At 59.3% G+C, this 23,837-nt stretch carries 19 protein-coding genes; 7 read left to right on the top strand and 12 right to left on the bottom strand.

Features of this window, described 5'->3' with window-relative positions; translation table 11 throughout:
* The first annotated feature begins 35 nt into the window (after positions 1 to 35).
* On the top strand, positions 36 to 563 hold the full coding sequence (locus tag JJD74_RS13055; RefSeq protein WP_042559018.1) for a hypothetical protein: 528 nt from the start codon (positions 36 to 38) through the stop codon (positions 561 to 563).
* A gap of 63 nt (positions 564 to 626) precedes the next feature.
* Here JJD74_RS13055 and JJD74_RS13050 read toward each other — a convergent pair whose 3' ends face one another.
* The 5 genes from JJD74_RS13050 to JJD74_RS13030 are packed head-to-tail and all read right to left on the bottom strand — an operon-like array spanning position 627 to position 7,689.
* Positions 627 to 1,562: a GNAT family N-acetyltransferase gene (locus JJD74_RS13050; RefSeq protein WP_200614431.1), complete on the bottom strand. Its 936-nt coding sequence runs from the start codon at positions 1,560 to 1,562 to the stop codon at positions 627 to 629.
* Complete coding sequence (locus JJD74_RS13045; RefSeq protein WP_200614429.1) at positions 1,540 to 2,850, bottom strand: phenylacetate--CoA ligase family protein; 1,311 nt, start codon at positions 2,848 to 2,850, stop codon at positions 1,540 to 1,542. Before JJD74_RS13045 ends, JJD74_RS13050 begins: the two co-directional genes overlap by 23 nt.
* Before the next feature lie 46 nt (positions 2,851 to 2,896).
* Entirely contained in the window at positions 2,897 to 5,299 is a 2,403-nt protein-coding gene (locus JJD74_RS13040) for an acyl-CoA reductase (RefSeq protein WP_200614427.1), read from the bottom strand.
* A 1-nt stretch (position 5,300) separates the two neighbouring features.
* On the bottom strand, positions 5,301 to 6,431 hold the full coding sequence (locus JJD74_RS13035) for a LuxE/PaaK family acyltransferase (protein ID WP_200614424.1): 1,131 nt from the start codon (positions 6,429 to 6,431) through the stop codon (positions 5,301 to 5,303).
* Positions 6,432 to 6,441: 10 nt separating this feature from the next.
* On the bottom strand, positions 6,442 to 7,689 hold the full coding sequence (locus JJD74_RS13030; protein WP_200614422.1) for an MFS transporter: 1,248 nt from the start codon (positions 7,687 to 7,689) through the stop codon (positions 6,442 to 6,444).
* Positions 7,690 to 8,139: 450 nt separating this feature from the next.
* Here JJD74_RS13030 and JJD74_RS13025 point away from each other — a divergent pair, with 450 nt between their 5' ends.
* Entirely contained in the window at positions 8,140 to 8,328 is a 189-nt protein-coding gene (locus JJD74_RS13025; RefSeq protein ID WP_200614420.1) for a hypothetical protein, read from the top strand.
* A gap of 18 nt (positions 8,329 to 8,346) precedes the next feature.
* On the opposite strand, the gene JJD74_RS13020 is transcribed toward JJD74_RS13025, so the two are convergent.
* Positions 8,347 to 8,724, bottom strand: coding sequence for a fe2+ zn2+ uptake regulation protein (locus JJD74_RS13020; protein WP_047300975.1), 378 nt, complete (start codon positions 8,722 to 8,724; stop codon positions 8,347 to 8,349).
* 301 nt (positions 8,725 to 9,025) lie between these two features.
* Between JJD74_RS13020 and pvdQ the strand changes: the two genes are divergently transcribed.
* Complete coding sequence (gene pvdQ / locus JJD74_RS13015) at positions 9,026 to 11,371, top strand: bifunctional acylase PvdQ (protein ID WP_200614417.1); 2,346 nt, start codon at positions 9,026 to 9,028, stop codon at positions 11,369 to 11,371.
* Between the two features lie 55 nt (positions 11,372 to 11,426).
* Here the strand turns inward: pvdQ and JJD74_RS13010 are convergent, their stop codons facing one another.
* Positions 11,427 to 12,428, bottom strand: a complete 1,002-nt coding sequence (locus JJD74_RS13010) for a FecR family protein (protein WP_200614414.1) — start codon at positions 12,426 to 12,428, stop codon at positions 11,427 to 11,429.
* Positions 12,429 to 12,580: 152 nt separating this feature from the next.
* On the opposite strand from JJD74_RS13010, the gene JJD74_RS13005 reads away from it, so the two are divergent.
* Positions 12,581 to 12,850 carry a PepSY domain-containing protein gene (locus tag JJD74_RS13005; RefSeq protein ID WP_200614412.1) on the top strand — a complete coding sequence of 90 codons (270 nt, stop codon included), beginning with the start codon at positions 12,581 to 12,583 and terminating at the stop codon, positions 12,848 to 12,850.
* A gap of 58 nt (positions 12,851 to 12,908) precedes the next feature.
* Here the strand turns inward: JJD74_RS13005 and JJD74_RS13000 are convergent, their stop codons facing one another.
* Positions 12,909 to 17,708, bottom strand: a complete 4,800-nt coding sequence (locus tag JJD74_RS13000; RefSeq protein WP_200614409.1) for a dermonecrotic toxin domain-containing protein — start codon at positions 17,706 to 17,708, stop codon at positions 12,909 to 12,911.
* 219 nt (positions 17,709 to 17,927) lie between these two features.
* Here JJD74_RS13000 and JJD74_RS12995 point away from each other — a divergent pair, with 219 nt between their 5' ends.
* Positions 17,928 to 18,968, top strand: a complete 1,041-nt coding sequence (locus JJD74_RS12995) for an Ldh family oxidoreductase (protein WP_200614407.1) — start codon at positions 17,928 to 17,930, stop codon at positions 18,966 to 18,968.
* Between the two features lie 41 nt (positions 18,969 to 19,009).
* On the opposite strand, the gene JJD74_RS12990 is transcribed toward JJD74_RS12995, so the two are convergent.
* Positions 19,010 to 19,327, bottom strand: a complete 318-nt coding sequence (locus tag JJD74_RS12990; RefSeq protein WP_047300978.1) for a DUF883 family protein — start codon at positions 19,325 to 19,327, stop codon at positions 19,010 to 19,012.
* 154 nt (positions 19,328 to 19,481) lie between these two features.
* Here JJD74_RS12990 and JJD74_RS12985 point away from each other — a divergent pair, with 154 nt between their 5' ends.
* Positions 19,482 to 19,733 carry a hypothetical protein gene (locus tag JJD74_RS12985; protein ID WP_042559031.1) on the top strand — a complete coding sequence of 84 codons (252 nt, stop codon included), beginning with the start codon at positions 19,482 to 19,484 and terminating at the stop codon, positions 19,731 to 19,733.
* Positions 19,734 to 19,740: 7 nt separating this feature from the next.
* Here JJD74_RS12985 and JJD74_RS12980 read toward each other — a convergent pair whose 3' ends face one another.
* Positions 19,741 to 20,655: a LysR family transcriptional regulator gene (locus tag JJD74_RS12980; protein WP_200614404.1), complete on the bottom strand. Its 915-nt coding sequence runs from the start codon at positions 20,653 to 20,655 to the stop codon at positions 19,741 to 19,743.
* 84 nt (positions 20,656 to 20,739) lie between these two features.
* Here JJD74_RS12980 and JJD74_RS12975 point away from each other — a divergent pair, with 84 nt between their 5' ends.
* Complete coding sequence (locus JJD74_RS12975; protein WP_200614402.1) at positions 20,740 to 21,663, top strand: carbon-nitrogen hydrolase family protein; 924 nt, start codon at positions 20,740 to 20,742, stop codon at positions 21,661 to 21,663.
* A gap of 117 nt (positions 21,664 to 21,780) precedes the next feature.
* On the opposite strand, the gene JJD74_RS12970 is transcribed toward JJD74_RS12975, so the two are convergent.
* Both JJD74_RS12970 and JJD74_RS12965 read right to left on the bottom strand, forming a co-directional pair.
* Positions 21,781 to 22,254: an LEA type 2 family protein gene (locus tag JJD74_RS12970; RefSeq protein WP_047300982.1), complete on the bottom strand. Its 474-nt coding sequence runs from the start codon at positions 22,252 to 22,254 to the stop codon at positions 21,781 to 21,783.
* 68 nt (positions 22,255 to 22,322) lie between these two features.
* Positions 22,323 to 23,789 (bottom strand): nucleobase:cation symporter-2 family protein, encoded by a 1,467-nt coding sequence (locus JJD74_RS12965; RefSeq protein ID WP_042559035.1) that lies wholly within the window; start codon positions 23,787 to 23,789, stop codon positions 22,323 to 22,325.
* Positions 23,790 to 23,837: the final 48 nt, after the last annotated feature.

Genomic DNA, 23,837 nt, shown 5'->3' with positions numbered 1-23,837 from the left:
GGATATTTCATGTTCATTTCACAGGGAGTTTTCTCATGACGATTGGCATTGTCGGCGGCTGGGAAAGCAAGGCTGGCGTCATGGTGCGTAATACTGGCGCGAAGAAACAGGTGGCACAGAGCGTCAAGGTGCAGCAGATGCTGACCATGGTCGGTAACGATCCCAACGCTTTGAATACAGCCGAGATGGACAAGCAAGGCCTGCGCAAAAACATCAAGGGCTTTGACCCCGCGAACGTCTCGGTAAAACAGATGGGTAACCTGGCGGCGATGCTGCGTAGCCGAGGGCTGATCTCCGAAATCACGTCTTTCACCTTGCTGAATGCTGGTGACAAGTTCGATCGTTTCGGCGTGACCAAGGACATTGATGTCAAATTCAACGCATTGGAGTATTTCGCGACTCAGCTTGATGCGATCCAGAACAATGGTCTCAATGGCAATGCGTACGGCAAAAATCTGATCCCCGAATTCAAGAAAGCGATTTACGTCCTGCAAAACCTGAAAACCTATGGGGAAGGCAACGCGCCGCTTCCCAATAAAGACGGCATCAAAGCCAGGGCTTGAGCCGCCAGACAATGACCCACTCAAGGTGAGCGGGTCAGTTAGCAAGATCGCGGTACGCTCAAGTCACAGCGCTACTTTGTTCAGGTGAGGCACGACTTGCTGTTGTGCCTGATCGTGTAACTGCTGCATCTGCGGGCAGTGCAACTCAAGTTTTCCCCGCCGGTAACCCCGGTGAAACAGCGCCAGCCATCCTCCCTCCTTACCCTCGACGGGTGCCAGCCCGGTAAAGACAAATCCGATTGCAGCCAGTCTGTTCAGGTCGCAGGTAAATTGCGGTGACAATCCGAGCCGGATCGACACCAGCCATTGCTGCGGCAATCCCCTTAGCTGCTCGAGCAGATCGGGCCGCAGGGCTTTGAGCAGGATGTCGTAACGATTGGTGTGTTGTTCCAGCTGAATCGCGGGGCCACGCCAGTAAAATCGTTGCTCTTGCGTGCCGAATACATCACATAAATGTTCCATGAAACTGCGGTAAGCAGACGGCCAGCTCTGCCGTGGCAACGGGCGTTGATACCCGTCGATGATGCGACATCCCACGACAATCGATTCCGGCGTTGAGCTACCAAACGGCGAGGGCACGTAGTCCGGCAACAGCCCGGTGTTATGAAAACCGAGGTTGGCGGCCATGCGTTGCGTGTACGGGTGGTGAGTGACCTGTTTGATGGACACGTCGTGGCAACCCATTGCTTGCGCGTGGGTCAGCAGTTGCTGGCTCAGACGTGTGGCAATATTTTGTCCCCGGGCATCAGGATGGACGGCGCTCAATGCCAATTCGGCCGTGCAGGCGCCTGTGTCGCGAAACAGGGTGGCGTGTCCGCGTATCTGCCCGTCGACCACGGCGACCAGCGAGTACCAGCGCTCGTGGGCGTGGTTCTGGTTGATCATCTGCGGCAGGTAAACGTGCGGTTGCACATAAAGATCGCCATATACCTCGCGGAACAACCGGCTGACCGCCGTGGCATCGCTGGCGCGATAATTACGCAGAATCAGCGGTTCCATCCGGACCCTCCTGATCCTTGTGTCCATAACGACGCAAGTCCAGCACGCGCAGGCATTTGCCCGAACGGGGATGTCGTGGCAGATCCTCATGCGTGCAGCACTGGATGTGCAGTTCCAGCAAATGATCCGCCCGTAATTGCGTGATCAACGGATAAAGCTCAAGCATTGCGGTTTCCAGTTGCCGATTGACGTCGGCGCGGTCGGGAGACTGTGCAGTTGGCACCCATTTGAGCGTCAGCACGTCCTTGAGCGCGACCTGTTCAATCACCAGTTGCCAGTCGTCACAGGCAGCGTCGCGGCGTATCAGTTCGGCGATTTCCTGGGGGACCAGCGACAAAATGCCCACTCGGACCCGATGGCTGCTGGCGCTGCGCCCCTTGATCGCGAATTTTCGCTGCGCAGTGCCGAGCGGTTCTCGCCAACAGGCGCGGTCGCCTACCGGGTATCGAATCAGCGGCATCAAGCGCCGGTGGGGGCTGGTCAGAACGAGCAAACCCACTTCATCGCAAGACTCGATCACCTTTCCGGTGTATTCGTCGATGATCTCCAGGATGGCGTGATTTTCATGCATTCGATGCTCGCCCTCGGCGCAGTCGCGCTGACTGCTGCCGATGAAACCGGCGTCGACGCTGGCGTAGCCGATGGAGGCGATGCGCGCGTTGGGAAACGCCAGGTTGAGAATCTGGCGCTGTGAATCAAACAGACTTTCGCCGCCGTAGAGCAGCGTGTCGACAACCGGCAAGGTTTGCTTGCGACGCTCAAGCCAGGCGGCAAAGGTCAACAGATGTGCCGGCAAGCCTGCAAGCACGTTGATCCGATGCTGCTGGATGGATTGCGCCAATACCTGAGAATCGATGTCGCCGGTGAACGGAAACTCAGTGATGTCCACACGCACATGTGCCAATGAATCGTGGATGAACAGGAAGCTGGCATACAGGTCGCCAGCAAAAAACAGATTGGCCACCCGGTCTCCCGGGTTGAATTGCACACTGAGGGCGCTGCCGAAATCGCCGACCAGGCGCCGCCATTCATCCCGGTTGTAAACAGAGAGTTTCCCGGCACTGGTGGAACCGCCGGTTCTGAATACCAGTGCCCCCTGCGCTGAGTCGGTCAATACCGGCCACAGGTCGAGGGTTTCGCTGTGACGCCAGAATTCGTCGGGATCAATGATCGGTAGCTCGGTGAGCAACGCGACTTGTCCAGGGACTTCGGCAAAGTGTTCGCGGTAATAGGGCGAGTGCTGACGAGCGAAGTTGATCAATTCGCCCACTGAGTCAGTGATGTTCACAAGGTTGACCTTTTTTATAGTTTTCTGGCTTGACTCACGGGAAGTGTCAGTTGCGCGAATCAATCATTAACGGCGTCTTGCCGCTGTGCTTGTTTCGGGCGAAGTCTTTGATGGCACAGACTTCAACTTCGAGATTCAGCAACCCGCTGTGAATAATCGTTGCCAGGGTCGGGTAACTCGACAGTCGGGCCTGCACGTCAACAGTTTCGAGTTCGCTGCGCAAACGCATGCGCTCGATACCGTCGGGTGCATGATCCAGCAGCACTTGAAACGGCACTTGCAGATGCACCGCCAGTTCGCTCAATGAAATGAAGTCGGTGCCGATGCGGATCAATTTGCCGTGGCGTTGCAGCAGTTCGAAGCGTGGAGAGGCCAGTCCGCAAGCACAGGCACCGGATACCCAGCGGCCAGTGTCGCCGACGTCATAGCGCTGAACGTTTTGCGCCTCCCGGGCGATGGAGGTGAACAACAGGCGGCCGACTTGATTGCCGACCACAGGCTCATCGGCGTCGAGCGCGACAATTTCCAGATGTTGGGTGTCGTTCATCAGATGAAAAATGCCATCTCCCGTAGCCTGGCAGGCATGACCGAGAGGGCCGGCGTCGACACTTCCGTAAATCGCCGAGCGGATGCTGGTCACACCGCACCGGCGCAAAAGAGCACGACTCGGTTCACTGAGATGTTCGCCGCCGAGAAACACCTTGGTGATACCGCCGTAGGCTTGCAAGCGCTCCCGTTCGTTGAGGAACAAGCGGTGCAGAGTGCTTGGCATACCCATCAGCACCGTCACGCGCTGACTGATGATCAACTCGGCGATGTCGCGGTAATCGTCATCGGCCGGGGCGCCCATCGGCAGGTGGGGGATGTCCAGCAACTCAAGCACTTTGGCGAAACTCAGGAAACCGCCGTACAACCCGCCGCAGAAGAACAGGTTCATTACCCGATCCCGCGCCGGATCCAGGCCCGCAGCAAACAAACCGTCCGCTGTTGCGCGCATCTGTCGATGGAAATCACCATAGCTATACCCAGACAGCACAGGCGTCCCGCTACTGCCACCGGAGCGGAAATACAACTGCGCCGCCGCGTTGAACGGCTGGCCCTTGAAACGCTCCTTGTCCATGATCGGCTGCCCGCAAAGTGTTACGGGTACAGGCGCGGGATCAAGGGTGGCGTGGTTTGGCAACAGGCCGGCGGCGACGCTGACCGACACACGTCGACTAAGCCGTTGCAACGCGTAGACGCCATCATGGGGCTCACCGTCATAGCCATCGTGAATGCCGGCCACTGGCGCGATGCGCGTCACACCGGCACGGATCAGCATCCGTGCCAACTCGCCAATCTGTGCTTCGCCGCACAGCAGCGCGCAACTTTGCAGGACGTTGCGCCATGGCAGCAGGGTGTCGGTGATCAGCGACCGCGGTACCGGATGCAAAAGCACGCTGCGAAACAGCGGGGAGGGGGCGAGTTGACGCTCATGCGCCCAGATCACCCGCCAGCCCGGCGCGCTCCAGACATGGCCGGTTTGTTCCGCGAAGCTCTGCGCCAAGCGAGCCATGTGCGTGTGCGTGGTGATCTGCGCGCCTTCCTGTGGCGTTGGCAGCAGCGCCGGCCAATTCTCGGCGCGGCGTTCGAAGGCTGACGCCAGGCGCTCACCGATCTCGCGTAATACGATCGGGTCGTCACTGTCCACCAGCAGCCATTGCGGGCTGGAGCAGGCCTGCTGATCCAGTCGACAGACTTCATCGGCGACAGCATCGAGGTTCTGCGCTGTGGCGGCTTCGGTCGTCAGATAGACGAAACTGATGCGATGTCCCCAGTCGATCCACCGGCAACCGGACGGGAGCTGCTTGCGAATGGCTTGTAAGGCGGGCTCACCGCCCCACGCCGCAACGCCATTGGCGCGTTTACACAGTTGCCCGATCTGCCCCGTGCCCACTGGCAATACCGCCACGTAACCAGCGATTTGGCCACTCGAATCGCATTGCAACAAGGCGTGCAGTAACCGTGCGGTCAGGCCTTGATCGCTGCTGCTGGGTCGTAACCAGTTGACGTTGCCTGCCAACAGACTTTCCAGTACCGCGCAGAACGCCAGCAACGGCGCGTTGCCCGGCGTGATGTGCACCACCAGCCCGAGTGGGCTCCAGCATTCGAAGTGCGATTGTCGATAGTCGATGCGGCGCAATGAGCCCGGTTGGGCGCCCAGTTCGCGTTGCACTTTGATCTGCAATGCCTCGGCCGTGCAGAACTCGATCAGGGCCTGTCGATGTTCGAGATCGAGCGCGAGCTCTTGATTGTCGCCGCTCAGTTGCTCAGCAAAGCAGGTCGCTGCGCTGATCACCGTGCTGCTTTGCAGCGGCGTGCTCAGATGATCCGCAAGATCGGCCTGAAGGCATTCAAGCGCAGCGTCAAGGTCGCAGGCGTCGCGTAATTGTCCGTCGATCAAGTACATATCAGTAACTCCCCAGCAGGTCGGCCGCTGCCATCGCGCAACTTCTGCCTGCGGTAGTGCCTGCGCGGCCGTGCAGTTCAAACCAATCGCTGCTCAGCCCGCAGCCGCAACTCTGGCCAGGGTGCAACGTCGCCAGATCGCTCATCACCACCGCGTGTGCGGGACTGGACGAGATATAGGGCGAGACGAATCCCAGCAGGCCTCGCTGGCCATAGGGTTGAATAGAAAAATCAGCTGGATGGCGCACGTACACCTTCGAATAGACCGGGACATGAAAACGGTGATGGGCGCATTCGATGTAAGGCACGGCATGCTCGACGGCACCGTAACCATCTCGACAACGCGAGGTTTCAATGCCCAGTTGGCGGTGGATGCAGGCATATAGCTGTTGCCTGGGAATCTCATGTGCGGCCTGGGTTTTCCAGCCACCGCCGAAAAATGCCAGGGAACCGGCCGGCAGTTTCAGATCTGGCATGCCGAGGGCCTGCATCTGTTGCAAGGTCTGCCAGAGAAACGCCGGGAAGCCGAGGATGCGTACCGGCAGACCTTCTTCGGCAAACGCCTGCAAGGCCTGGATGACGCCAAACACATCAAACCGATGACCGTTACCGGTGCTGCGCAAGGCATAGACCACAAGGTTGGCGGGGGCGAAGCGGCACAGAAACTGATCGGTGAACGAGGTGCCAAGCGTGATCAGCCCTTGCGGCTCGTAACTCAGCAGCAAGTAGTTGCAGGGCGTGTCCGGGGTGTCCCAACCGTAATGGCGGAAGATCTGCGCGACCATGAATTGCGCCGCGCCAAGGCTGCGCTCGTCGTAGCGCATGCGGCTGCGCTGACCGCTGGTGCCGGAAGACGTCAGTTCCAGGGCATTGGCGCCGGTGCTGCTGAGCAGCAGCCGTTGCTTGAAAAAATTGGCGAAGATCGGTGGCAAGCGCGACCAGTCATCAAGCGTGTCCAGGTCATGCGCACCGAGCCCGTGGGCGTTCAACCAATGTTCGTAGCCCGGTGTGTGCTGGCAATGAAAACGGCTGATCTCGGCCATGGCCCGTTCGAACAGGCCCGTGGGCACGGAATGCGGGCAATAAGGATGGGGCAACGCGCATAACGCATCGCTCGCGGGTAAATGGATCATCGATGTTCCCTTATTCAGGTGCGGCGAACGCGGTTTTGGCGTCTTGTAGAAACCAGAGCAACAGCGGCAGGCACATCAAGCCTCCGAGCGCGGCCCACAGGGCGAAAAACTCAAGCCGGGTTCCGCCGCCAATGGCCGCAATAATTGAGCCGTCGATGCCCATCGCGGCAATCGAAATCATGCCGACCATGGCCGAGACCAGGCCTTTGCTGTCATCCGAACAAAACAGCGCCAGCCGATACAACGCCGCGTTGCTGATGCCCAATCCAACGGCGTAAAGCGCCAGGCTGGCGACTGTCGCTGTCAGTCCCAGACCCTGCATCGCGCAGCCGATCAGCGCCAGCAGGCCCAGGCAGAACGGCCAAAGCCCCAGTTGAATCAGGCGTGATAACGAGTGCGTCACCAGCAGACGGTTGAGAATCAGATTGCCGACGATGACGGCAGAGAAAATCGGAATTTGCCACAGGCCATACGTCAGCGGCGTCAGGCCCAAGCCCTGGATCAGCAGCAACGGCGCCAGACCGATCCAGGCAATCAGTGGCAGGCTCATCAGCCCCAGGGCCAGGCTCGCGCCGAGGAACCGCGGGTTACCGAGCAGGGCAAGGTAGCGCTGGCGGATCTGACGCATGGAAAAGGCCACGCGGGCTTGCTGCTGCCCATCGCGGCGGATAACCCCCACGGTCTCTGGCATGCAGGCGTAAAGCCCCAGCCAGACCAGCACCGCAGCAATGCCGAGTGCCAAAAACAGTTCGCGCCATGTCAGCCATTCCAGCATTACGCTGCCGAGCATGGGGCCGAGCAACGGCGATAGCAGCGCAATGTTGCCGAGCAGGGCCATCAGGCGCACGGCATCCGCTTCGCAGAACACTTCCTGTAGGGCCGGATAGCTGACGGCCACGACAAACCCCAGCCCCATGCCCTGTATCAGGCGCAGCGCATTGAACGCTTCAATGCTGCGGGTAGCGAAAGCGGCGGCACAGGCAGCAGCGAATGCGGCGCAGCCGATCAATAGCAGTCGGCGCCGCCCCCAATGATCAGACATTGGGCCCAGCAGCCATTGCAGGCAGACGCCGCCCAACAGATAAAGATTGAAGGCATTGGGAACATGGCGAACATCGGCCTGGAACTCTTCAGTGACGCTCAACATCGCTGGCATGATCAAGTCACTGGCCATATAGGTCAGGAGTTCAAAAGCGCTAAGCGCCAGACAGAATCCCACCACTTGGCGTGGCCCGATTCTTATCAATGTTCTCTGCATAAACATCCTTGTCAGGTAAGGAGGAGGTTGCAGAGCCTAGGTCCAGACATTGGCGTGACCTACTGGTTAGCTGAAACATTAAATTTCGAATCTTTGCAGGATATGAAACGGACCCAAAACGCCAGTAAAACAAGACGTTACCGGACAGTCATCCATGGTCAAAAAAAATGCCCGCGAATGGGGCGGGCATTGTTTTTCAGTTAATTCAGTGTGTATTTTTCATGCCCGGCATCTGACACTGGCGAGCAGGCGGGGTGAAATATCCTGTTAACGATGTTGGTCGTCGCCGGGGCTTCCCCGGCGCAAGGATGATGGTCGTCTTGAAGCCGTGATGAAGCCAAAAGCCTCTATCGGCTGTAACATGAGGCCCCGTTTGCAGCGGCGCCTACCCGTATGACGGCAAGTGCATGGCATGCAAGTGGATACATTCCAAAGTTTCAGGAAGCCGCAATGACCCAGAAGCAACGTTTGATTTATTCGATTCTGATCGCCGTCTCCGTACTGGCGATCATGCTCGGCCTGTCCTGGCTGCAAAACACCGGGAAGATCGATGAAAAGACCTTCCAGTACGTCGCCATCGGTGTGGCAGTGATCGTCGTGGTGATCAACGGCGTAATGCGCCGCAAGGTCAAACCCTGACGGCGATCGCAGTACGTTTCACTCGGTGTCGAGGACTGCAGCAGCCTGCGGATGCAGGCTGTAGCTCTTGTCCGCGTTGAAGGTGATCACACCTTCGGCGCTCAGGCGCTTGAGGACTTCGCGCACACTGAGGAAGGACAGCGGAATATCCAGATCCAGCAATTGGCTATGGACGCCGCGAACGCCCAGGCGACGGTCGTTTTGTGCCGCGACCAGCAGGGCGTCGATGACCTTCAGGCGAATCAGGCTGGTGCGCAGACCGAAGCTTTTGAGCAACAGCCGGATGCGTTCATTGCCGTGACGCTCGATGCGTTGTCCGAAATCGCTCGCGTGGGGGCTCATGGATGCTCCTTGTGGCGCCTGGCTACCGTCCGTTGGTAGTTGCGGGTTGTACATGCAATTACTCCTTTTCAGAGCCCGATCGGGAAAGGTTTTTTTGCGCTCTCTAAACAAGACGTTTCAGCTCGCCAAATCATGAAAGAAAAAATGTAGAAAATTTGTCGGGATTTCGTCTTCTGCGCGTAATCACTGCGCAAAACTGCCGCGCACCGCGCTAAATTTTTTTCGTCGACGTTCGTTTTCAGGACAGGCTCATTGCGCGTGGACGCGTGGGTGTTACTACAGCGGATCCGTTGCCCGTCACATGTTTCGCGCGGCAAGGCAGATCCGCTCTTCGGCATTTCGATCAGGAGCGAGCGTGATTATTTCCAGGCAGTTAACCGGACTGGCCGTTGCCGGTATGCTTTTCGGGCTGAGCCTTTCGGCCCATGCATTCAGCCCCTCCATTGATACCAGCGCCGAGATCCGCCGTACCGGTTTCGGCGTGCCGCATATCCGCGCACAAGACGAGCGTAGCCTGGGTTTCGGCATCGGTTACGCCTATGCGCAGGACAACCTGTGCCTGCTGGCCAACGAAATCGTCACGGTCAATGGCCAGCGGTCGCGTTATTTCGGCCCGGATCAGTTCACCGTCGAGGAGCGTGAAAACCGTGTCAGCGATGTCTTTTTCAATTGGCTTAATACGCCGCAAGCGGTCAGCACCTTCTGGCAGGCGCAAACTGCACAGGTGCGTGATCTGGTCCAGGGTTATGCTGCGGGCTACAACCGCTATCTCGCCGAACGCCGTCAGCAGGGCCTGCCGCAACAATGTCAGGGCGAATGGGTTCGCGATATTGCCCCGCAAGATCTGGTCAAGCTGACCCGTCGTCTGTTGGTCGAGGGCGGGGTTGGACAATTCGCCGAAGCCCTTGCCGGTGCCACGCCGCCACAGGCCACGGCCCGGATCGCCAACGATACGCACGCCTACCAAATGGCAGATGTCCGTCAGCAGCGCTTTGCGCTTGATCGTGGCAGCAATGCCGTGGCGGTGGGGGGCGAGCGGTCGTTCAACGGTCGCGGCATGCTGCTGGCCAACCCGCACTTTCCCTGGGTTGGCGGTATGCGTTTCTATCAAATGCACCTGACCATTCCCGGCAAACTTGACGTCATGGGTGCCGCGTTACCGGGCCTGCCGATGATCAACATCGGTTTCAACCAGCATCTGGCCTGGACCCATACGGTCGATTCCTCCAAACACTTCACTCTGTATCGCCTGCAACTCGATCCGAAAGACCCGACGCGCTATCTGCTCGATGGCCAATCATTGCCGATGAGCAAGCAGACGGTGACCGTGCAGGTCAAACAGGCGGACGGGCAAGTGTTGCCGGTGGCACGTGACATCTACAGCTCGAAGTTCGGCCCGATTGTGCAGTGGCCGGGCAAGCTCGATTGGGACAATCAGTTCGCCTACAGCCTGCGTGATGCCAACCTCGACAACGATCGCGTGCTCAAGCAGTGGTATGCGATGAATCAGGCTTCCACGCTTGAGGATTTGCAGGATTCGGTGCACAAGATTCAGGGTATTCCCTGGGTCAATACGCTCGCCGCAGATGACAAGGGGCAGACGCTGTACATGAACCTGTCGGTGGTGCCGAACGTCAGCGGCGAAAAACTTGCAAAGTGCAGTGACCCGCGAATCGGCACCCAGATGATCGTGCTCGACGGCTCAAACAGCGCCTGCGCCTGGGACGTCGACCCGCAAGCCGCGCAGAAGGGCATTTTTGCTGCCAGCCAATTGCCGCAACTGCTGCGCAAGGACTTTGTCCAGCACTCCAACGATTCCGCATGGCTGGCCAACCCGGCGCAACCGCTCACCGGTTTCTCGCCGCTGATCAGTCAGGATGGCCAACCGCTGGGCTTGCGTTCACGCTTTGCCCTCGATCGTCTGGCGAGCCTGAACAAAAAAGGCGCGTTGGGGATCAAGGATCTGCAGCAGATGGTGATGGACGATCAAGTGTATCTGGCGACCCAAGTGGTGCCGGATCTGCTGAAGTTCTGCGCCGCTGACCTTGGCGCCGATGCGCAAGCACTGAAACCGGTGTGTGCCAGCCTGAAAGCGTGGGACGGGCGGGCTAATCTGGATTCGGGCCTGGGCCTGGTGCATTTCCAGAACATCATGCAAGCCCTGCAGAAGTCGGTGGACATCTGGCGTGTCGCCTTCGATCCGCAAGACGCGCAACACACGCCGCGTGGTCTGGCGGTCGAGCAGTCAGCGGTGGCCAAGGCGCTTCGCGAAGCGATGCTGGCGTCGGTCGATACGGTGGCCAAAATGGGCCTGAAACCGCAAACCCGTTGGGGCGACATTCAGGTGGTCAGCAGCGGCGGGCGGCAGACGCCGATCCATGGCGGGCCGGGTACGCTGGGGATCTACAACGCGATCCAGAGCGTGCCACGCGAGGATGGCAAGCTTGAGGTGGTCAGTGGCACCAGTTATCTGCAAGTCGTGACGTTCGATGAAAAAGGCCCGAACGCGCAGGGGCTTTTGGCCTTCTCGCTGTCCAGCGATCCAGCATCGAAATACTCGCGCGATCAGACTGAGGCATTCTCGAAGAAACAGTGGAGTGTGCTGCCGTTTACCGAACAGCAGATCCAGGCTGACCCGCAGTATCAGGTGCAGACCATTCACGGGACGTTGGACAAGACGGGGAAGGTCGCCGCACAGTAAACACGGTGTTACTGGAAAAAAAACTGAAGGCCGCATCCCGCAAGGGGCGCGGCCTTCAGCTTTTTGGCGGCTGTTGCGGCATCGGGTTGATCACCGGGTTGCCTTCCTTGTTGCGCGTCAGGTAAACGGGCAAGACCTTGGGCAGGGAGTTGGCGAGGTTGTTCAGCTCTTTGATGTTGTAGATACCGCCCACCCGAATCGCTCCGGTGCTGTTGTCGGCGAGCATCAACGGTTTTTCCAGGTAGCGGTTGATCAGCGGCAGGGCTTCACTGAGCGGCAGATTGTCCAGCACCAGTTTGCCGCTGCGCCAGGCCAGCGAAGCATCGTCAGGGTAGGTCTGGCTGATCTGCGGCATGTAGTCGCCCGGTTTGTAACGCGCTTGCATGGACGGCTCGAGACGCAAGCCATCGCCCGGCAATTGACGATTACTGCTGACCAGCACCGAACCTGCGATCAGGTTTACCCGCACTTGATCCTCGTACATCCAGACATTGAACCGCGTGCCGGTCACCCGGATTCTGCCTTCGCCTGCCCGCACGACAAACGGGTGCGACGTGTCGTGACTGACGGTAAAGAATGCCTCGCCTTTTTTCAGCGTGACGCGGCGTTCGTCCTTGTAGTTGCTGAAGGTCAGGTCAGTGTTGAGGTTCAGTTCGAGTTGGCTGCCGTCACTCAGCGTCACCTGACGCACATTGTCAGTGGCAGCAAAATGCTCATAACTGTTGGGCAGCCAGCCCAGATGCCAACCGGTGTAAGCCGTCAGCGGCAACGCCAGTGCGCAGACCCCGGCCGCTATCGCGTAGCGGCGCCATGGGCGGGCAGGCTGAGTAACCGGCACGACCAATGCTGTCTCCGGGCGCGGCAGGTGTCCGGCAACGTCCCAGATTTCCAGCATGGCTTCGTACTCGAATGCATGCAGAGGATGTGCATCGTGCCATTGCTGGAATGCGCGACGCTCGTCTTCCGTGCAGTCGGCGGCGTGCAAACGCATGCACCAATGCGCGGCGGCATCGGTGATCGCATCGTATTCGGCTTCCGAGAGAGTGTCTTGGGTCATTGACTCATCCTGATTTCGCACATTCTAACCTTGACGGGAAGTTGCCGAGAACATAAGTCATGGCATTTACCCATCAATGTGGAACTTATTTTTCGCTCAGGCGCCCAAAAAACAGGACGCCAATGACCACTATCCACAAATGGAGTGAAAAAATGATCAAGAAGACCTTTGCTGCACTGATTGCCACTGCAAGCCTGCTCAGCGCCGGTGCTGCGCTGGCAGACAAGCCAGGCGCAGGCTGGATCACCATCGAAAAAGCCATCGATACCGCGAAGACCAAGGCCGGTTATGTCGAGATCTACAAGATCGAGGCCGATAACGATGGCTATTGGGAAGGGGAAGGGCACAAGTCTGACGGTGTCGTCTATGAGTTCCGCATCGATGGCGCATCGGGCAACATTCTGCGCGATCAGAAAGACTGATCCCGATCGTCTGAGCCAGGGCGCAGGTTTCGACCTGCGCCTTTTTTTATGTTTTTTTTCAGGGCGCCGGCACCGGGTCCAGTTGCCGGCCCATCTCGCAGATCAACAGGGCGAGCGAGTCGGCATTGTGCAAAATGATATCGATCCGCGCATCCGCTGAGATCCGGTTGTAAAAAGCGTTGCGCGCCTCATCCATGTTCGGGCTGCTGGTCAGCCTGAGTATTTCTTTGCCGATGTGTTTGCCATCGGGGATCTTGTCCAGATCGACAAACACGCCGCGCTGATTGCTTTCGCGCGCAAACAGCGCCTGACGAGGCGTTTGCAGGGACAGTGCAGTGTTTCGAAATTCTTCCAGCGAATCCCTCAGGTCTCGCCCGAAGACCGTGATGGTGTTGATCAGATCGGGAAACGGTCGCCGCGCTTCCAGTAAGGCGAAGTCTTCGGTGCCGGAGTATTGATGGGAAAATTCGTGGATCAGGGTGGCGGCCTGGGCGTGGCCTTCGATGTTGAAGGGCTCACTCAGATGCTCTTGGTAGTAGGCAAGGTTCGGGTCGAAGAAATGCTCGGTGAAATGCACCATTTTGCGCTCGTCCTTGATCAGTACAAACGCACTGACGGAGGACTTGTAGATATTGGAGCCCACCACAAACCGCTCGGTGTTCATCAGGTCATCGCTGGGGTCTACCAGCGCTTCACAGATCGGCACGATCGCCTTGTGCACCTTGCCTAACAGGTTTTTATCGACCGCAGTCACCCCGAAAAAAACCTTGAGAAAGCCATCCAGCCGGCTGCCGGGAACGTTGGCTTTGAGTTGGGCCAGATTGTGCAAACTGTTGAAAGCGTAAAAACGGGCTATGTCGATGGCCTGCTGGATCTGCCGTGCTTTATACGGATGAAGGCGCTGAATCTCCTTCATGCCAATCGCTTCAATGTTCAGCAACGCCCTGCGGTTGGCTTCAATATCATCCGCGCGCGACAGGATCGACATGACTTTGCCGTAATGCGCGGCGTTCTGATCAGGCGCCAGCAACAGGCGCGAGCCGCTCTGGACCAGGCTCGGACCGGGTGCCAGATCGCTGACCATCTGCCAGACGGGCCCTGGTTGTTCTACACGGTTTACCTTGCCAGCGATCGGCGCATAGGTGCGCTTGCTGAGCAGATCCTCGTAGAGGCCGGTTTGTGGGACATGCCGCAGATCCTGCAGCGCGACATCCGTGGCTTCGAAGGGCTGCAACTCGGTGCGCAGCGGCGAGGTGGTTCTGATTTGCGACCAGCTCGGTGCAGCCTGCGCGGTGGGCGGTGCAGGGACGTCGGTGACGGGCGCGGTGCCTTCCAGCTTGAGACGCCCCAGCGAGATCATTTGCGCCGCCCCTGAAATAAAGCTTTTCAGGGCTTGCGGCCAGTGATGATCCTGCAAGCCTTCGGCGGAGTGCTTGAAGTCTTTGTAGGCCTGCCAGAGAAAAGTGAGGTAGGACACTTTACCCGGTAGCAGGCTCGCGCTCAGGCTGATACCTCGGTTGAACAGCGCTTTGGCCGTGTCCCAGTCAGCCTGGGCGTCGCGTTGCAATTGGCAGCTCAGCAATTGCGGCAGCAGTTTGAGGTTGTCAGTGAAAAACCTGTGCAGCACGTTGCCGTTGATGGGCGTGCTGGACAGGGTGAACTCACTGGTCGTGCCAGCGCTCGATTGTAAAAGCGTAGCGAAGATCGACTGTTGTGCCTGGGGCAAACGGCGAATCAGCAGGTCCTGGAACCTTCCCGGTGTGTTGATGGCGGCGATGACGCTCGCCGAATCCGCGAACTCGCGCAACACCTCTTCGCCATACGGCGAATACAGGACCAATGGGCCGGTGTGGCCGCCACCCGGACCGATCAGGTACATCCCCAAGGTTTCGACAGCGACTGCGCCTGCGGTCTTGAACAATGACAGCGGAGAAACAATCGCGTGGGCGCCTTCGACGGTTTTGCGGGCGAGGCCATCCGGCATGTCGAGCACCTGGCAGAGGTGATCGAACGCGCTGGCGGACAGCTGTTGCTGCATCTTCAGACCTTGCGCATGTTGCAGCAATTGCCAGGGCAACTGGCGATAAAAGCGCTGTCTGCGCGCCGTGGCTTGCGCATGGCCCGGTGACAACGCGGCGGTGATCTTCGCCGTGAATGTCGTGGGTATGTCCAGCGACAACAGCAATTGCCTGACAGCGCTTTGATCCAGGCCGGCCGGTAGACGCCGAGTGGTTTTCGAGGCGACCTTGAACCCGGTGCCCTGGCCGATGTTGAAATGATTCAACGCAAATTCCGTCAGCGGGCGCGCAGGGCCGGCCAATGCCAGGTTGGGGGTGATCTCGATGTTCTGCGGGTCGAGCGCGCTACCCGGGAAACGGCTGTCGAGCAACGACTGCAAGCGCTGGCTGACGTACTCGGGCAGTGAAGGCAGGCCGCTGAGGTAATCCTGCTGGTCAACCACGCTGTGGCGCCATTGCTCCAGCAGTTCGAGATAAAGCTGTTGCTCCTGCACCGGCGCCATGCCCATCCAGGCCGGCAGCGATTGTTGCTGGCGGATGGCGTTGGCCAGGTAGACGCTGCGCTCCAAATTGGTGTCAATCGGGGTTTTCACCACAACGTCAAAGGCAGCCTTGAGTTTCGACGCCGTCTTGATGCGCTGGCGAAGCTGATTGCAACGCGCAAGGAAATGCTCGATGCCGGACTGCACACGTTCCAGCAGCACGTTGTCCTCGATCAACCGCAAGGCACCCAGCGTGTACTCGTTGTGAAACCGACGTTGCTGGGGCAGCAGGTTTTCCAGCAGGGTCAGGCGATCAAGCTTGTCCTTGAGCCGATGTTCCAGGGCGAGGCGGGCGGCACCGATGCTGGCAAAGACTTCCAGGCCCTGCGCGGGTGTCCACAAAACGGCGCGACCGGAGTACAGGTCATCCAGGCCGCCACGCTCGGTCAGTAAAAAGCAGTGGGCCAAGGCCAACGCCTGCGACACCCCGGCGCTCCTGAGGGTGATTGACCAGGCATCGGGCCGGAAACCATTGAGCGAGCGACGATCATCGCGACTGGGCTGAGCGTTGTTGAACACGGTGTCGACAATCGCTTGCTCCGGCGCCTTGAGCGAACCACTCATAACGCGTAGCTGCGCCTCATGGGTCACGCCGCTGACCAACACGTTGCTGAGCCTGCCTTTGAGAGTGTCGAGGTACCGGCGCTGTTCAGCTTCGGTCGCCGTCGGCTGCCCTCTGAACGTGCCGGTCAGCACGATGTTTTCCAGATCACAGGTGTCGGCAATCCTCATCGCCTTGTGCGCCAGCACTTCGGAAGGTTGTTGCACGCCGGTCAATACCGGCCGTGTCGACCAACGCTCGCCGGCGTCGAGAGTCAACAGCCGTTCATGCAGCATGGCGCGGATATCCAGGGCCTTGTCGAACAATGAATGAATGTCGACGCCGCCATCGCTTTGGCGGAACACTTGCAAGGCGTAGGCGATGTTCTGCCGTTGCTTGGTGATGATCGCCTCGCACAGCACTTTGAAGGGCTCGCCGCCGAGGCTTTCTCCCGTCACGTTCGGGCGATTGAAACCAATGAACCGATTACGCTCCTGCATGCTCAGCAAGCCGTAGAATTCATCCTGATGACCGCGTGCGCCGAACTTGCTCAACACGGTGTCTCGCAGGTCAGGGTAGTCCTTGAGCACCTGCAAACCGTGCGTGGGCGTGTACAGACAGGCATCAATGTGGCTGATCATCAGCGAACCGGCCAACTCGACATACTCGGGTTGGTACTCCCAGATCCGCACGTTTTCGATAGTCGGGCGACCGGCCGGTAATGCGTCGGGCTGGATCATCTGATGCAGGACGGCGAACTTGTCAGCGCTGAGGATGGCGCCTTCGCGTTTGATCATCAGGTCCGCGCGGGCCTGCTCTTGCAGCACGGCACTGAAGAACGTGTTACGCGGCGAGCCTGTTTCGGCGGGCGCCTGCCAGTAGTGTTGCAATTGTTGAAAGAGCAACACCTGCAGCTTGCCCGCGACCGCATCAAGCGCCTCTTCCCATACGGCCTGGTCGCGATCGAACGGGGCACGCCCGGGATGGGAAAACTCATGCATCTGGTCAGTTGGCCAACCCTGATTGCGGTAGACCATCAACACTGCGTCACTCAGGCTGATGGAGTCGTGCCAGTGCCTGACGGACTGCGTTGGCGATACGGCGTTAGCGCTGCCCAGCGCGGCATCGAGGTAGAAGTTGACTCGGGTCAGCGCCTGATTGATGTGAGGCAAACGGATGTTCAACAAGCCGTTGAGGAGCGTTTCCAGCATCGATGTCAGCGAGGGCAGGCGTTTCAACTCGTCGAGCGTGGCCTGGGCATTGCGTTGCTGGCTCGCGAGAATCTGCGCCTTCTGCTGATCGAAAATGTCGCCTTCGATGGTTTCGAACGTCAGCGTGCGTTGCCGCTGTTCGACAATGTCCCTGCGTTGGCCGAGCGCGATGAAGGCCAGAAGCAGGTCATCTTCTTCGGCGTCCTTCAGACGTTTTTCGAGCTGTTTTTTCAGCGTGGCCAGGCTTTCGTATTTCTTGATGCCGTCATAGGGCGTGTACAGGATCGCGCCCTTGTCATCAGGCGTTTCGCTGAGAATGAAACAGCCTGCCAACGTCACTGAGGGCGCCGTGCCCGCGTGAATGTGAATGCTTTGCGCGAGCATCGGCGGGGTTTGCCGGCTGCGCAGTGCCTGGGTGGCGAGTTTTACATGGCCCAGCCAGGTGAAATCCTTGGCATTGAGGTTGTGCGTTTTACCCAGTTGCCTCCACAGCGCAGGAAAATTCAGGGTTTCGGGAAACAGCAGCGGGGATGCCGGCTCAGTCATCATCAGGTCTCGAAATGGCGCGTGCGGCGCGAAGAGTGAAATCCGAGACTAGGGGCGATGAAGGCGGCGCAGGTGGTAGATAGTTATCGCACGGCCAGATGCTGGTGCTTTGGACGGCAGGCGTCGAAGGGTTGACAGGGTACTGTTGTGGCGTGGTTAATCGGTGCGCAAGTTGTCCGTACGCTGGTGTTCCCTCCAATAACTATTCTGGAGCTTCAGATGTCTGCGCCAAACGATTGTGCAATACCTGCCGCCGCTTCCTCGATCACCGTTGAGGCGCTGACCCGGTTGCTTGAAAGCGTGTTTCTGCGCAATGGCACCAGTGCCGAAGTAGCGCGGGTGCTGGCTGCCAACTGCGCCAATGCCGAGCGTGATGGTGCTCATAGCCACGGCGTGTTCCGCATTCCCGGCTATGTTTCGACCCTGAACAGTGGCTGGGTCAACGGCCAGGCAGTGCCCCAGGTTGAAGACGTCGCCTCGGGTTTTGTTCGGGTCGATGCCGGTAATGGCTTTGCCCAGCCTGCACTGGCGGCTGCACGAGCGCTGCTGGTGGAGAAGGCGCGTCACGCCGGAATCGCCGTGTTGGCCATTCGCAACTCTCACCATTTCGCCGCGCTGTGGCCGGATGTCGAGCCTTTCGCCGAGGAAGGGCTGGTGGCATTGAGCGTGGTCAACAGCATGACTTGCGTGGTGCCGCACGGCGCTGACCGGCCATTGTTCGGCACCAATCCGATTGCATTTGCTGCCCCACGCGCCGGCGCCGCACCCATCGTTTTCGACCTGGCTACCAGTGCCATCGCCCATGGCGACGTGCAGATCGCCGCGCGCAAAGGTGAAAAACTGCCGCCGGGGATGGGCGTCGACAGCCTCGGCCAGCCGACTCAGGACCCCAAGGCGATTCTGGAAGGCGGGGCATTGTTGCCATTTGGCGGGCACAAGGGCTCGGCGCTATCGATGATGGTCGAATTGCTCGCGGCGGCGCTTACGGGAGGGAATTTTTCTTTCGAGTTCGACTGGTCCAACCATCCAGGGGCGAAAACACCGTGGACCGGCCAGCTGTTGATCGTCATCGACCCAAGCAAGGCGGCGGGGCAAAGCTTTGCCGAACGCAGCGAAGAACTGGTGCGTCAGATGCATGGGGCAGGGCTCAAGCGCTTGCCGGGGGACCGTCGGCATTTGCAGAGGGCGAGGTCACTGGCGCAGGGGATTGTGCTGGATGAGGCGACTTTGCTGCAGCTCAGAACGCTGGCTGGATACTGAGGTGTGGTGAGGGGACGAGTCCCCTCACCACAGGAGATTGCTTAGCGACGACCGAGCAGCAGACCCACCACCAGGCCAAAGCCGGCCGAGATGGCCACGGTTTGCCAAGGGTGGCCGCCGATGTAGCTTTCGGTGGCTTCGACCGCAGGTTTGGTGCGATCACGCACGCTGGATACCGAGTCCAGCGCCTGCTGCAGCTTCACCGAGATTTGTCCGCGCAGGGTCTCCGCTTCTTCACCTACCATCGAGGCACTGCTCTTGAGTAGTTTTTCGGACTCTTCGATCAGCGCCTGAAGGTCGCTGAAGGCTTGATCCTTGATTTGATCCTGGGCGGCTTGCACGGCGGATTTGCGGGCCATTGGGTGACTCCTTGCAGTTGAATGGACAGTGATCAATGGAGTGTGACGCTGGGGGAAAAGTTGCACTGAATTTAGTCCGGAATCAAAAACCTGCGCGGGAGATTTCCGTCGAGCGTGTAAGATGTCGGCATTTTACGCCGCAGGATAAATCCCCATGAGTTTCAATCTGGCCGACAAACCCCTCGCAGAGCGCGCCGCGCTGGAAGACGAGAAATCCCGTCTGTTCGACCTCTGGCAAAGTAATCTGGGCAAGGCCAAAGGCGAAGCCGCACGGTTGTTCGGCGAGCGGGCCAAGCGCAAAGGCAAATGGGCCGAGTGGGTCCGTGCGGAACTGGACGGCATGTCACCGCCGGAGTTCGCCAACATGGTGCGCAGTGAGGTCAACCGCTTGATGGCGGCGAAGTAACGCCGCTTCAGTCGCGCTTGAAACACGCAACAATGGCTTCGCGGACTTTCACCACCACAGGGTCGAGCTGGGTACTGGTGCGCCAGCCCAGCTCGATCGGGTAACGCGGCAAGGCCAGCGGGCAGGGCAACAGCGCCAGGCCGCTGAGGGCGGCGATGCTCGCGGCGGCATGCGCCGGGATCGTCGCCACCGCCTGACTGCCCTTGAGCAGAAAAGGCAGCGCGGCAAAATGCGTGGTCGACGCACACACTCGTCGACTCAGGCCTGATGCCGCCAGCCCTTCATCGGTGATGCCGATAAAACCACCCGACGACACCAGAAGATGCTCGCGGGCAACAAACTCCTGCAGATCGATTTGTTGCTGGCCGGGCGCAAGGCTCACCGGGTCCACCAGGCACGCATAACCCCCTTCGCCCAACACCTGACGGCTGAGCAAGCGTTCGGCAAATCCGCCAGCAGTGATCGCCAAGTCGATGCTGCGTTCCATCAGCGCGCGGGCGACGATCTGGCTGTGGGTCTGGCGGAAGATCAGCCGCAGTTTCGGTGCACTGCGAGCGATTTCCTCGATCAAGCGACGGCCGTAAGCAATTTCAAAATCGTCCGAAAGGCCAACAGTGACCGAACGACCGTCGTAGTGATTGGCCGTCGGATCAACCATCGCCAGACTTTGCCTGCATTTGTTCAGCGCCTCGCTGACCACCGGTTTCAGTTGATTGGCCTTGAGCGTCGGCGCCAATCCGCGGCCGGTGCGCACAAACAACTGATCGCCGTAAACCTCACGCAGACGCCGCAATGCCGCGCTGACTGCCGATTGCGTCACGCCCAGACGCAACGCTGCGCGGCTGGCACTGGATTCTTCATGCAGGGCTTCGAAGACTTTCAACAGGTTGAGGTCGACCGTGGCGATATTCATTTGGCTCATATCATTCAGCAGCGAACGGGGCTTTATTCATGATCCCGTGACGCCGGAGAATCAGCAACACTTGAATCGGATGGAGTGACCGCGATGCCAAAATCAATCGTTGCTGCGCTGCAAATCGGCGCATTACCCGGTGGCAAAGACGCTACCCTGGCGCACATTCTCAGTTGGGAGGCGGCCATCATTGAATCAGGGGCGGCGTTGGTGGTGATGCCGGAAGCCTTGCTCGGTGGCTATCCGAAAGGTGAGGGCTTTGGCACGCAACTGGGTTATCGATTGCCAGAAGGTCGTGAAGCGTATGCGCGTTATTTTGCCAATGCCATTGATATGCCGGGTGCGGAGACCGACGCGTTGGCGGCTTTGGCGGCGCGCACCGGGGCCAATCTGGTGATCGGCGTGATCGAGCGCTCGGGCAGCACGTTGTATTGCACGGCGCTGTATTTCGATCCGCAGTCCGGACTTGTCGCCAAACACCGCAAACTGATGCCCACCGGTACCGAGCGGCTGATTTGGGGCAAAGGCGACGGCTCGACGCTGCCGGTGCTCGACAGCCAGGTCGGCAAACTCGGCGCGGTGGTGTGCTGGGAGAACATGATGCCTTTGCTGCGCACGGCGATGTACGCCAAGGGTATTGAGGTCTGGTGCGCACCGACCGTGGATGAGCGCGAGATGTGGCAGGTGAGCATGCGCCACATCGCTCATGAGGGGCGCTGTTTTGTGGTCAGCGCCTGTCAGGTGCAGGCGTCGCCGAATGAGCTGGGTTTAGAGATCGCCAATTGGCCGCAGGATCGTCCATTGATTGCCGGTGGCAGCGTGATCGTCGGGCCGATGGGTGATGTGCTGGCGGGGCCGTTACGCGGCGAGGCAGGGCTGCTGACGGCTGAAATCGATACAGATGACCTGATCCGGGCGCGCTATGACTTCGACGTCGTCGGCCATTATGCGCGGCCGGATGTGTTTGAGTTGAGCGTTGATGAGCGCGCCAAACCGGGCGTGCGGTTCAACACATAACCCTTGTGGCAAAGCCTGGCCTGGGTCGTATCTGGATCCCCACAGGACAACAACCGGGATCCGGGATTGCGCCGGCCTGGCAAGGTCAGTGGGTTGATCAGCGAGGCTAACGCATTTTTACCAGGTCGCGGCGCTGGCCTTGGGCAGGCTGAGCTTGCCGCTGTCGACAAAACGCATGGTGCCGAACAGTCCGCCGGCGAGTTTTCCGCGCAGCACGTAGGGCAGGTTGTCGAGGGTTTGCGTCTGGCTCAGGCCGAGGGTCTGGCGCAACACCGAGAACGCGGAAACGCTGACCGGGACGCTGACCACGGTTTCGGAAAACCGCGCGATGGTCCCGCTCTGGTCGCTGACGCCCGAGGCCAGCGCATGGCCGTTGACCTCCAGATCGAGGGCGATGCCGTTGTAATCGATAGCGGTTTCGTTGGGGTTCTGTACGCGCAGTTTGATCGCGAAACGCACTTCCAGATCCTGACTGGTCAGCGGTTCGATCCCGACCACGTTGATGTTGACCGGGTCACGATTGGGAAACAGCGCGCAGGCACTGAGCGACAGCAAAAGTAGCGACAGGATCAAAGCGTGCAAGCGGCGCATAAACAGTCTCTCAACAAAAAAGGGCTGAGCCGCTACCGGATCAGCCCTTTTTTATTCAGAGCGCAGCGTTAGCGGTTCAACTGTGCGACAGCCGCAGGCGAGGCAGGTTCACCCTTGGCCGGGACATCCGGGTTTTCCATGACTTGCAGGATAGAGGCTTCCGGATCGAAGTCGTCCTCCTCAAGTTCGATGAATTCTTCCGGCAGGAAGATGTTCAGCACGATAGCGCACAACGCGCCCACGGTGATCGGCGATTCAAAGATGTTGCGCAGCGCCTGGGGCAGTTCGCGCAGGACTTCCGGCACGGCGGCGATGCCCAGGCCCATGCCCAGGGAAATGGCCACGATCAGCATGTTGCGCCGGTGCAGGCCAGCCTCGGCGAGGATCTTGATCCCGGCCACGGCCACGGTGCCGAACATCACCAGTTCGGCGCCGCCGAGCACGGGTTTGGGCATCAGTTGCAACACCGCACCAATCATCGGGAACAGCCCCAGCAAAACCAGCAGGCCGGCAATGAAGAAGGCGACGTAACGGCTGGCAACGCCAGTGAGCTGAATCACGCCGTTGTTCTGCGCGAAGGTCACCATCGGCATGCTGTTGAACACCGCTGCCATTGCCGAGTTGAGACCATCGGCGAGCAAACCGGACTTGATCCGGCGGATGTACAACGGGCCTTTGACCGGTTGCCGGGAAATCATCGAGTTGGCAGTCAGGTCACCGGCAGCCTCCAGCGGCGAGACGAGGAAAATCACTGCGATGGGTACAAACGCTACCCAGTCGAAATTGAAGCCGTACTTGAACGGCACCGGCACGCTGACCACTGGCACGTCGGGCAAATTGGCAAAGTCGACGGCGCCCATCAACCACGCAACGACGTAGCCGAGGGTCAGGCCGATAACTATCGCGCCCAGACGCAGGAACGGCACGTCGACTCGGTTCAGCACAACAATGGTGCCGAGCACCAGCGCCGCCAGAAACAAATGGCTGGCGCCGCCCAAGTCCGCCGCGCCGAAACCGCCGGCGATGTCGGTCATTGCCACTTTGATCAGCGACAGGCCCATCAGCGTGATGATCGTGCCAGTGACCACCGGGGTAATCAGCATGCGCAATTTGCCGATGAACTGGCTCAGCGCTACTTCAATGAACGCGGCGAAAAAGCACACGCCGAAGATTGTCGAGAGGATTTCATCGGTGCCGCCACCGCGGGCCTTGACCATAAACCCGGCACTGAGAATCACGCTGATAAAGGAAAAACTTGTTCCTTGCAGGCACAGCAAACCAGAGCCTACCGGGCCGAAACGCTTGGCCTGAACGAACGTGCCCAGGCCCGAGACGAACAGCGCCATGCTGATCAGGTAAGGGATTTCGCTTTGCAGACCGAGGGCGCCGCCCATGATCAGGGTCGGGGTGATGATGCCGACGAAACTCGCCAACACGTGTTGCAACGCTGCAAACACAGTGGCGGTCAGGTGCGGGCGGTCGTTGAGGCCGTAGATCAGATCGTTGTTGCGCAGGGCTTTTTCGGAGGCGGTCATGATGATTTGCGCGCCGTGAGGCGGGGCCGGGTCAGAAAATGGAGGCGC

The sequence above is a fragment of the Pseudomonas sp. MF6776 genome, assembly GCF_016613125.1.
GTDB lineage: Bacteria > Pseudomonadota > Gammaproteobacteria > Pseudomonadales > Pseudomonadaceae > Aquipseudomonas > Aquipseudomonas iridis.
This window is presented reverse-complemented; position numbering and strand designations above follow the sequence as displayed.

Bases quoted from the DNA above. Each gene is read 5' to 3' on its own strand.
- JJD74_RS13055 (WP_042559018.1), top strand. From the start codon at position 36: ATGACGATTGGCATTGTCGGCGGCTGGGAAAGCAAGGCTGGCGTCATG.
- JJD74_RS13050 (WP_200614431.1), bottom strand. From the start codon at position 1,562: ATGGAACCGCTGATTCTGCGTAATTATCGCGCCAGCGATGCCACGGCG.
- JJD74_RS13040 (WP_200614427.1), bottom strand. From the start codon at position 5,299: ATGTACTTGATCGACGGACAATTACGCGACGCCTGCGACCTTGACGCT.
- JJD74_RS13035 (WP_200614424.1), bottom strand. From the start codon at position 6,431: ATGATCCATTTACCCGCGAGCGATGCGTTATGCGCGTTGCCCCATCCT.
- JJD74_RS13030 (WP_200614422.1), bottom strand. From the start codon at position 7,689: ATGCAGAGAACATTGATAAGAATCGGGCCACGCCAAGTGGTGGGATTC.
- JJD74_RS13025 (WP_200614420.1), top strand. From the start codon at position 8,140: ATGACCCAGAAGCAACGTTTGATTTATTCGATTCTGATCGCCGTCTCC.
- JJD74_RS13020 (WP_047300975.1), bottom strand. From the start codon at position 8,724: ATGTACAACCCGCAACTACCAACGGACGGTAGCCAGGCGCCACAAGGA.
- JJD74_RS13010 (WP_200614414.1), bottom strand. From the start codon at position 12,428: ATGACCCAAGACACTCTCTCGGAAGCCGAATACGATGCGATCACCGAT.
- JJD74_RS13005 (WP_200614412.1), top strand. From the start codon at position 12,581: ATGATCAAGAAGACCTTTGCTGCACTGATTGCCACTGCAAGCCTGCTC.
- JJD74_RS13000 (WP_200614409.1), bottom strand. From the start codon at position 17,708: ATGACTGAGCCGGCATCCCCGCTGCTGTTTCCCGAAACCCTGAATTTT.
- JJD74_RS12995 (WP_200614407.1), top strand. From the start codon at position 17,928: ATGTCTGCGCCAAACGATTGTGCAATACCTGCCGCCGCTTCCTCGATC.
- JJD74_RS12990 (WP_047300978.1), bottom strand. From the start codon at position 19,327: ATGGCCCGCAAATCCGCCGTGCAAGCCGCCCAGGATCAAATCAAGGAT.
- JJD74_RS12985 (WP_042559031.1), top strand. From the start codon at position 19,482: ATGAGTTTCAATCTGGCCGACAAACCCCTCGCAGAGCGCGCCGCGCTG.
- JJD74_RS12980 (WP_200614404.1), bottom strand. From the start codon at position 20,655: ATGAGCCAAATGAATATCGCCACGGTCGACCTCAACCTGTTGAAAGTC.
- JJD74_RS12975 (WP_200614402.1), top strand. From the start codon at position 20,740: ATGCCAAAATCAATCGTTGCTGCGCTGCAAATCGGCGCATTACCCGGT.
- JJD74_RS12970 (WP_047300982.1), bottom strand. From the start codon at position 22,254: ATGCGCCGCTTGCACGCTTTGATCCTGTCGCTACTTTTGCTGTCGCTC.
- JJD74_RS12965 (WP_042559035.1), bottom strand. From the start codon at position 23,789: ATGACCGCCTCCGAAAAAGCCCTGCGCAACAACGATCTGATCTACGGC.